5 protein-coding genes are annotated in these 10,501 nt (G+C 37.8%); all 5 read right to left on the bottom strand.

Annotated elements, in window-relative coordinates; genetic code table 11:
- The coding region (locus tag B9Y84_RS20075) for a PorP/SprF family type IX secretion system membrane protein (protein ID WP_139828117.1) at positions 1-332 on the bottom strand (332 nt) is incomplete at its 3' end.
- A gap of 5 nt (positions 333-337) precedes the next feature.
- The gene (locus tag B9Y84_RS20070; protein ID WP_085519193.1) at positions 338-6,241 is read right to left on the bottom strand and encodes a BspA family leucine-rich repeat surface protein; all 5,904 of its coding nucleotides are present in this window, start codon (positions 6,239-6,241) and stop codon (positions 338-340) included.
- 237 nt (positions 6,242-6,478) lie between these two features.
- Positions 6,479-7,174 carry a LytR/AlgR family response regulator transcription factor gene (locus B9Y84_RS20065; RefSeq protein ID WP_085519192.1) on the bottom strand — a complete coding sequence of 232 codons (696 nt, stop codon included), beginning with the start codon at positions 7,172-7,174 and terminating at the stop codon, positions 6,479-6,481.
- On the bottom strand, positions 7,175-9,079 hold the full coding sequence (locus tag B9Y84_RS20060) for a tetratricopeptide repeat-containing sensor histidine kinase (protein WP_139828116.1): 1,905 nt from the start codon (positions 9,077-9,079) through the stop codon (positions 7,175-7,177). It lies immediately after the preceding gene.
- A 270-nt stretch (positions 9,080-9,349) separates the two neighbouring features.
- Complete coding sequence (locus B9Y84_RS20055) at positions 9,350-10,060, bottom strand: IPT/TIG domain-containing protein (protein WP_085519190.1); 711 nt, start codon at positions 10,058-10,060, stop codon at positions 9,350-9,352.
- Between the last annotated feature and the right edge of the window lie 441 nt (positions 10,061-10,501).

Here is a 10,501-nt window from a genome sequence, read left to right as displayed (position 1 = left end):
GCGGTAGCTATTTTATAAGAGTAGGCAAGATTAAATTCTGTATTGCTGTTGATTCCGTAAGTATCATAAATCAAGGTACCGCCTAATCCTACTTTGTTGTTAAAAGCGGAAGTAGTTACATTCAAGGTGTTGGTAGTGGGAGCACCTTCTATGCCCGCCCACTGCAACCTGCTGATAGCAGTAGCATTAAAAACATCGTTCACACCTGTATAGGCAGGATTGATCATGGCTTGATTAAAGAAATACTGATTGTATAGGGGATCAAGCTGTGCCTGTAGACTGAAAGGAAGAATTGTACTGTAAAGCAACAGTAGTTTGTAAAATTTTTTCATGCTCTTTATCTCTTTATGATTAAAAATCCACTTAATCTTTTATCACCATTCCCTTTATCAATTACATAGTAGTAATTACCAGTCAGCAGTTCTTCTCCTTTGTCTGATACACCATCGAAAATATTCCCAGAGTTATTATAGCTGCTGGTTTCAAAAACTTTATTACCCCAGCGATTGAAGATGCTTATTACATTGTTTGGGTATAGACTAATATTTTCAATAAAGAGGAAATCATGTCTCCCATCATTATTGGGGGTAATTACATTATAAATTATTAGCTGAGGTTCCTCTTCACTTATCACCTCTGCAATCACATTGAAAGAGAATTCATTCAGACTAGTGGAGACTGTAATTTGCGCTGTATTAAGTCCGACACTTTTAGAGTTTAAAGTGATTAAGAATTCTTCTGTCTGATTAGCAACTAGTGCCGAAGGAATATTTGATACTGCGAATAGCGGATTGTCCGAGGTGATTTCATTCACGGTAATTTGCTCTGAATCACTTAGGTTTTCGATTGCAAATTCCTTTTCTAAATTTACATCAAATTGTGTTGTACCAAGATCAACATCTTCATCTGAAATCACAATTCTTTCGATAGAGTTATCAGGATTTGTGATGAGCAAAACCACTCTTGCACCTTCAACAACAGCTCTAACATCAAATTCAAATACGTCTTGGTCAGGGTCGTTACTTGTGATTGAGATTTTTGATTCAAAGATGCCCACTACGGTAGAATTCAATTCAATATCAAAGATATTGGAGCTATTGGCAGAAATTGTGACAGGTAAAGAGCCAAATGATACAGTAAATAAGTCGTTGCTGCTGACTATATTATTTATTATTAAGTCTGCGTCACCTAGGTTTAAAATATCGAAGGTCCCGACTAAGGGATTACCCGCTTTTGTATTTCCTAATTCTACTTTTTCATTTACAATTGTGTTCTCTCTCTGGACTTGTAATTCAGCATTCGGAGTTGCTATTACCTCTCCAGTCAGATTCAAGATGAAAGGACTTTCATCAACATCATCATTTGTAATGGTCAGAATATCAGTCCAGGTTTGGACACTATCGCTAGATAAGGTGATAATAAAATCAACTGTATTTCCTGCAGCAATGGTAGTTGGCAAGGTAATGCCGCTGATGCTATAGGCTGTTCCTGTTGTAAGCTGAGTGTCTACGATCGTTAAATCAGCTGTTCCAGAATTGCTGATGGTAAGGGTTTGTGATGCGGATGTGTTTTCCGTAATGCTACCAAAATCAATCTCATCATTAATAACCAAATCAGTTGCTCCATTGCGCACTTCTATTTCTGGGAAAGTACTGGAAGTTACCTCTCCGGTTAAATTTAGGGTAAAAGTACTTTCATCTGCATCATTGCTGCTAATAGTTAGAACATCAGTCCATGTTTGGACAGTAGCACTGGATAGCGTAACTGTTAAAACCTCTGTTGCTCCAGCTTCAATAGTAGACGGCAGCGTGATGCCGCTGATGCTGTAAGCTGTTCCTGTGGCCAGCTGAATGTCTGAAATAACTAAATCAGCAGTTCCAGTATTGTTGATGGTCAACACCTGATCGGAAGAATCATTTTGAGCCACACTAGTAAAAGTGATAGCAGCATTATCAGCTAAGCTATTGGCTGCATTAGTTATATCAATTTCTGGTGCATCAAACGGGATAACGTTCGCATTTAAAGCTATTTGGAAGCCACTTAAGTTTGGATCATTACTTACTATGGTGATGGTATCGGTAAAAGTACCCAAGCTATCTGTATTCAAAGCAAGACTAATATCCAAGGTCTCATCTGGTAGCAAGGTGATCGGGAAATTAAGACCTTCAAAAGAGAAGACTGTTCCATCAGCTAGCAGTATCTCACTAGTGACTAAATTATTGGTTCCTGTGTTTTCAATGGTAAGTATCTCGCTTGCCTGCCCTCCTTGTACAATATTTCCATACGCAATAGTGCCACTACCAGGAAGAATAGGGCTACCATCGTAGGTCACTGTTATTGCTTGGCCATCGGCTGCTGTAACTGTACCTTTTAAATTGAAGGTGAAAGCAGGTTCATCATCATCATCATTGGTAATGGTGACAGATTCATTAAAACTACCTGAAACCGCTCCACTAAGTGTTAAGTTAAATGTTATGCGCGATATGACGCCATCAAACTCTGCTGCAATAATGAATGGAGTGGTGGCATTAATGCTAAAGGCTGATCCCGTTATAGAGATATCTGAAACATTTAAATCCAGTGGGTTAAAATTAGCAATGGTAATCTGTCTTACAATATCAGAACCCTCGGTGGTACTTCCGAAGTCTAGACTTGTTGCTTGTCCATCAAAAATTTCATCTGTAGAGGAAAAGATATCTGTTCCCTGAAAAACAGCGATATCAGGCCCTACAATCTCCCCTTCAATATCAAAATTGAAAATACCTTCATCTGTATCATTGCTTAATATAGTGAGGGTTTCAGTATATACACCAGCAACACTTCCATCTAAAATGATCTGTACCGTTTCTGTTGCCCCTACTGCTACAGATGCAGGAGTTATTGATGCGAAACTGAAGGCACTGCCAGTTATAGACATATCTGAGATGTCTAATGAAGTTGAGCCTATGTTAGTAATTGTGATGTCAGCGGTTAAATTATTGCCCCTTAACTCATTTCCAAAATAATATTGACTTGGTTGATCATTATTTATTTCAGTGCCTGTTAAAGATGATCCTTCATATACTACTATCTCTGGTTCTGGAGTGGCAGTAATTTCACCGATTAGGTCAAAATTAAATGTACCTGTAAAATCATCGCTGGTTATAGAAACTGTTTCGGAGAAAACACCTGGCACACCTCCACTCAATACAATATTAATAGTCTCTGAGGAACTCGCAGTAATAACAGTTGGAGCTGCTGGAACTATGCTAAATGCAGTTCCACTGCTTGTTACATTAACATTGGTCAGGTCTGAGCTGGTACGATTGAGTATGGTTATGTTTCTAGTCTTAGTAGCTGGTAAAATGTTAATTGACCCGAATTCTATGGGTGTGGCCTGACCGTTCATTATTTCAGGAGCGGTAGTATCAAGCCCGTCAAATACTGCTATACAACCCTGACCACCATCAGTAATAAACCAATTGAATGTTGTTATTAGATTTGATCTGGCAGCTTCTGCTTCACAATAGTAAATATTGGCGGCCCCGAATGAAACATTACTCCTAACCGCCTGTCCACTCCAACCAATAAGCGTTGCATCGTAATTTTCAATGGACAGTCCCGAATTATTGAACATGTTCACCGCAAACCGTAAATCTGTAACAACCCAGCCACCTAAGTTTACATTAAAGGATGTAGCATTCGAAAACATAAAACGCATATCATCTACGTTGCTAACGTTCCAGCCACTTATATCCTGATCAAAGGAAATAGCTCCTTCAAACATTCCAGACATATCCCCGACTCCTGAAACCACCCATCCGCTGATATCTTGATTAAATGCTGCAGCTCCATTAAACATACTCTCCATATCGCCAACATTATCTACATTCCATCCACTTATGTCTTGATCAAATGCTGTGGCACCATTGAACATAGATCTCATGTTATTTACATCATCTACCACCCATCCGCTGATGTCCTGATTAAAGGCAGGAGCATTGCTAAAAACCGTTATCATGCTTGTTACATTACTCACATCCCACCCACCAATGTCCTGATTAAAGACAGTTGCACCATTGAACATTCCTCCAATATCAGTAACACTTGTCATGGTCCACCCACCAATATCTTGATTAAAGGAAGTAGCCACGGAGAACATTTGGTTCATAGTTAGCACACTTGTTACCGACCACCCACTAATGTCTTGGTTAAAGGAAGTTGCCCCTCCGAACATCGAACTCATGTCCTCTACATTGCTTACTTCCCAACTTCCAATGTCCTGATTGAAAGCAGGTGCAAACGAGAACATTCTTCTCATATCAGTAACATTATCTGTTACCCATAAGTTGAGCGGCTGGTCAAAGGCCGTAGCATCTCTGAAAAGACTATTCATTATTTCTACATTGCTGACATCCCAATTATTAATATTGTCATTCAATGCTTCGGCTTCATAAAACATTTCTGTCATGTCAGTAACTGCGGAGAGATCAGGAACATCAGCGGCATTGATTCTCAGGTTTAGGCACCCGCTAAAAGCTCCGGCCATTGAAGACCATGCAATGTCTCCCCACTGCTCAACTGTTAATATTTTCTCCGAATCATTGTCATCACCAAAAAAACCACCATTATTAAAATATATTCTAGGAAAGTCTCCTGAAATAGAAACTGTATAAGTTCCTGGTGCAGCATAGGTATGTGTTATGTTTCCTGTTACGCCAGTATCATTCATCCCGTCACCCCAGTCCACATCATAAAAATAGCCCGTGCCTGTGGTAGGTATTGTAATCTGATTGTCATTTGAAGATCCTGGATTATCCGTTTTCCAAGTGGTGATAAAAGGAGCTAGTGAATATTCGATAAATTCCGATGTACCGTCTGCACTATTTGTAGCAGTGGCTGTAATTTCATCATTAGCGCTTAGCGCCAGAGAACCCACTGTCCAAATACCACCAGAAACAGTAGTTGTTCCTAAATACTCCTGACCTTGTAAAGGTGTACATCCCGAATTATCTCTATAAACATGAATATCATCTCCATCAATCCCTGTTCCAGACACAGATGTTAATGTGACCGAAGTGATCACTGGAGGTTGAATATCATTGTTGGCAACACCATTAAGATCAATACCACTTCCATTGCAATAGATAGTATTGCCAATAATTGTATTACTGACTGCAGCAGCAAAGTCAAAGAAAATAGCTTGATTTGTACTATTAGCTATAATGTTTCGCTCTCCCACACCTAGCCCACCAATGATATTGTTAGATGTTGAAGTCCCGCCAGTGGTTGCTGCAATGCCAATATTGTTGCCTAGGGCAGAGCCATCAGTTGCCTCGCCAATTATATTTCCTCTAATGATATTTTCATCGCTGCCACTTAAATTTATAGCCCGACTTGAATTACCGGAAATTAGATTATCTAGTACCTGATTTTGACCGTTGCTGCTGAAACCACCGCTCAAAGAAATACCGCGTGAATTAGGAATAGCAAGTGTGCCATCTATATTAGTTCCAATATAATTGCCTTGAATAATATTACTATTACTGATAACTACCGAAATTCCTCCGAAAATATTACCGGAGATTAAGTTTCTCTCACCCGGTAACGAACCTCCAATAATAGTCCTATTTGCGGTAGTACTTAAACTAATGCCATATTCAGTATTACCCATTGCCAACTGTCCTGTTTCATCCGTTCCAATCAAATTACCTTTAATAATACAGTCATCGACAATTTCAATTACGATTCCGTTTCTGCTAGAATTAATGACGTTGCCTTTGTTAACATCACCAATGGTACTTGGCAAACCATCGGAATTTCTGATGCGAATAGCTGCGGACTGACTGAAGACATCGAAACCTGTGATATAAAACCCGTAGACTTCTACATATCCACCTGTCACATTGAATCCTCTATCTCTTGTTCCCTGGCCATCAATTTTTATCTTGTAATTGCCTGTACCTGGCTGGGTGGTAGCATCCAAAATTACTCCTTCAGTGATTTCAGGTAGGTCATTAGTCACTGGTGAAATAGTCCAAGTTTCGTTTCCCGTTCCTCCATCAGAGGTATAGTTAGGGTCTGTATCGGGAATATTAAAGACAATATTGTCAACTCCAGGGTTAGCATTCGCATCAATAATAGCCTGCCTTAGCGATCCAGCTCCTGCATTATTGGTGTTGGTGACAGTTATTTGGGCATAACTGCTGAATGAAATAACATACAGAAGCACCCAACCAAGTCTATAATATAAAAGCTTCATTAAGAATTGAGATTTAATGACGTTATCTTTTCCGGAAAATCAGTTTGCCAGGTTGTTAAAAAGGCTTTAGCGAATAAAGCACTTTGTAAGCATATTGTGAATATAGCTATTAGCCAAAAACGGATACGAGTATTATAAAACATAGCATCAAGTTAAGATATAATTAAACTTGTTATTAATGCTTTTTAGTGAACGACACTAAATATTTAGCAAACGACATAATGAGACTGATGACTTTTACAGCAAAGCAATTTTTGCCATAAAATTATTTTTATAAGCTCGCCCAATAGGAATAGATATCTCCTCAAAAAAAACATACCCCTCATTGATGCGAGATATTTTATTGATATTTATCAGATATGATTTATGCACCCGAACAAAACCGTAAGGTATTAGCTTGTCTTCTATGCTCTTTAGTGAATGACTTATAATGTGCGAATTGATTTCCGTAAAAACTTTGGCATAATTATCAAAAGCTTCTACGTATAAAATCTCATCTGGCCTTACTGGTAAAAGCCCATTCTTATCTCTAATAAAAAATTGGGCTGGCTGCTCTTTTAATAGCGAAATTTTATGAAAGGCCATTTCAACATTTACAGTCACTTCATTTTTATCGAATGGCTTCAGTATATAAGCTATTGGGTTGGTCTTTTTAGCCCTATTTAGCGTTTCTTGATCATAATAGGAAGTAATAAAAATAAAAGGAAATGGTTGTTGGCGATTTAGGAAGTTAGCGAGATCTATGCCATCCCTTGTACCAGATAAATTGACATCAAGCAGGGCTAAATCGAATTGGTTATGTTGAATTTTTTCTAATGCATGCTCGTACTTTAGGGCGATTTCTACTTCATTAATACCTAGATCTTCCAAATGGAAAAGTAAGTCATCTGCTATTAGTGGTTCATCTTCAACAATAAGTACTGATTTTCCCATTTAGTAATTATATAACTTGTAGTGTGTAATAGTAAGTGATGCTTTGGTTCCGTCACTAAGATCAAAATCCACCTCTGCCTCTAATTTACGCGCTAGTGATTGAATCATTCGCATGCCAAATGAGTCTGCCATATTTATCTCCTGCGTACTGCCAATTCCATTATCTTTAACAGAAAGGATCAGATTTTTCTCTTTTTCTTTTAATGTAATGCTTAATGTCCCTTCCCCAGATGGAAAGGCATACTTAAAACTATTACTGATTAGTTCATTTAAAATGAGCCCGATAGGAATCATGGTGTCTACGTCTAAGTTCAAATGATCAACGTCATACGTTACATCTACTTTTTGCATGTCAATACCATAGGTGCTGCAAAGTGTACTGGTTAGGTTTTGAATATAGTCTGCTGCTTCTACTCCAGTTAAATTATCTTTTTGGTACAGTTTCTGGTGGATGAGTGCCATTGATTTTACCCGATTTTGGCCTTCGTTAACCAGTGCTTTTGCATCTTTATCTTCAATAAATCTGGACTGAAGGCTTAGCAAGCTAGAAATAACCTGTAAATTATTTTTTACGCGATGATGAATCTCTTTCAAAAGTGTTTCCTTTTCGCTCAAGGATTTACCAATAATGGCATTCGACTTTGACTTTGTTCTTAAAAGTAAAAATAGTAGGATCGCTCCCAAAATTAAAAATCCAGCTAAAAAGAGCAATAAATTACGTTGGTTTGCAGCCTCTTGCTCTGCAATAATAGAATCTTGAGTTGTTATCTTGAGTTGCGAAATTTCCTTTTCCTTCTGTTCTGTTTCATATTTGACAGTCAGATCTGAAATGGTTTCATTTAATGAGGTAGTGAGAAAAGAGTCTTTGAGATAAAAAGAATTTTCAAGTTTACTGTAGGCATTTTCATAGTCATTTAAGGCGGCAAAGGCTTTTGCCAACATCAATTGATTTTCGATTGCTATTTCCATGTTCCCAACAATTTTATTCAACTGCTCTAACCTTTTAGAATAGGCAATAACCGTTTTATAATTCTTGCCCTCAAAGTGACTTTGAGTAATGGAGAGTAAAGAATTAGCCATATTCAACGTATCATTCTGTGCTTCAAAAAACTTTAATCCCTTATTAGCATAATAAAGGCTGCTATCTAAAAAGCCTAAACCTTGGTAGGAATTCGCAAGATTAACAAAGGATTTCGCAAGATTTCTTTGCGAAGATCTTTGACTAGCGAGATTTCGGAGTTTTATATTGTATAGCTTGGCAGTGTCATACTCCTTAAGGGTGTTATAGATCGCTCCCATATTTAAAAGAGCTACTTCTAGATGTTTCTGTTGATTGAATTTTTCCAAAGTCTCGATTGACTCTTTGTAGTAGCTTAAAGCTTTGTTGAAAATACTTTGCTTCTTAAAAATAAGACCAAGATTTATTTTGGTAAGAGCGACTCCAATTGTATCATTAGATAGCTCTCTTACTTCCATAGCTTTGATGTAATATTTCATAGCTTCTTCGTAATCCTCCTGATCCATAAAAACCACCCCAAGATTATTCAGTGACGAGGCTATTCTGGTCGATTTATTTGCCTCTCTAATCGATAGCGCTTCTTTATAGTAAAGTACTGCGCTATCCCAATTATTTAAATAATGATGTGCTACGGCAACAGAAGTAGCCGCTTGAGATAAGCCTTGAGGGTCGTTAAGTTTTGAAAATTCTGAATAAGCAATTACTCCATAAAACAAAGAGCTGTCTAAATTTTCATAGAACCATTGATAAGACAACTCATCGAAAAGATAAGCTTTTTGTGATTGATCCAACGGATTTGAAAGTAAAGCATTAAGACTATCAATGCCTTGCTGAGCCCTAGCAAAAGAGATATTAAAGAATAGTATAAATATTAGAAGCAGCTTCACCTGCCTCAATATAACATTTAACTGTAAGATATTAAATAGTTTAATTTTTTTTGTTTAACAAAGATATTTTCTTTTCATAACTGAATGTAGTCAGTGACTTATTTTTATTTAAAGAAGTTAAACAAATAGTACAACAAGTCTGACACCAAGACGATGGAATACCATTAGGTAAATTTTTTTAATATCTAATTTACGCCATTAAATGAGTATAGATTTATTATTTTTGTTAAACTTTCTTTTGCGCAGCATTTTACTAAATAGGAGTTCTTACTAGAATAAGTTATCCAGATTAGCTGCTATTCCTATCCTCACGCCATAATCTTGGTATTTGCTATCCCCATCCGAATCGCCTATCGCTACCGAAAGAGGAAAGAATCCCTTTGGATAATCCACTTTAGCAGCATAACTCACCGTGCTAGCTCCTGTACTCGTATTTCTAAAAACAGATACGTTAGCGCCACCATTGTTTGCTACTGCCAAATCCAAATCCAATTTTCCATCGCCATCCGAATCGCCTATGGCTACTGAAATAGGCGCTGTTCCCGTGTTTTGATCTTCTTTGGTTGCAAAGGAAGTCGCATCAATAACCCCTCCAATAAACGATGGAATAAATGGAGCTGCTGAAGAAGCGATGAGCCCATTGCTCAATACAGTAATAGGCTGGTGCGTTGCACCTGAAGGCACCGTTACTGTTAAGATTGTTGCGCTCCCTGCCGTAACAGTGGCTTGCGTAGCTCCGAAGAACACAACGTTGTTGGCAAAAGTGGCATCAAAGTTAGTCCCTTTGATGGTTACTGCCGTGTCAATTGGTCCACTTGTTGGGGTGAAGGAAGCGATGGTTGGAGATTGTGTTAAACCATTGAATGACAATAATAGAATTGAGCAGAAAGTAATTAAGCGCAGGGCTATCTTCCCAAAAGTTTTAGCTGTATAATGAGAGACCATATTTCCTGTATAAATTGTATTGCTAACTGATTCCATAGTATTCGTAAATATGTAAAGGCATTTGCCGACTGGGGGAATCCGAAAATAAGGATGGATATCTTTTGCTGACTGCCACCCTTATTGAAATCATTAGCTTACCAAGTTATTTGTGTTCTCTATTTTTTCAAATTGAAACACCAAGGTAGTTAGATTAATACAAGGAATTACTCGTAAACTATAATTATTCGACTAAATTATTTCAATAGTTTATCTGGGGTATTGACCTTCATGCACTTGGCAACTGCTTGTGATTGAGGATGCTTATTAAAACTGATTTATGGTCATTTTTTAAAAGAACCTTCTCCCCAATCCGTGGTATTTTAGTAATTCTAAATCGATGGAAACCATGAGTGAATGGGTTCCAAAACCAGTTAGGGCTGTATTGTTGACAGGCAATTCAAAGGCGTATCCCAATTTCAGTGTTTCTCCCACTTTCAT

Origin of the sequence: Marivirga sericea, from assembly GCF_900177665.1 — a bacterium.
In the GTDB taxonomy this organism is placed as follows: Bacteria; Bacteroidota; Bacteroidia; order Cytophagales; family Cyclobacteriaceae; genus Marivirga; species Marivirga sericea.
This window is presented reverse-complemented; position numbering and strand designations above follow the sequence as displayed.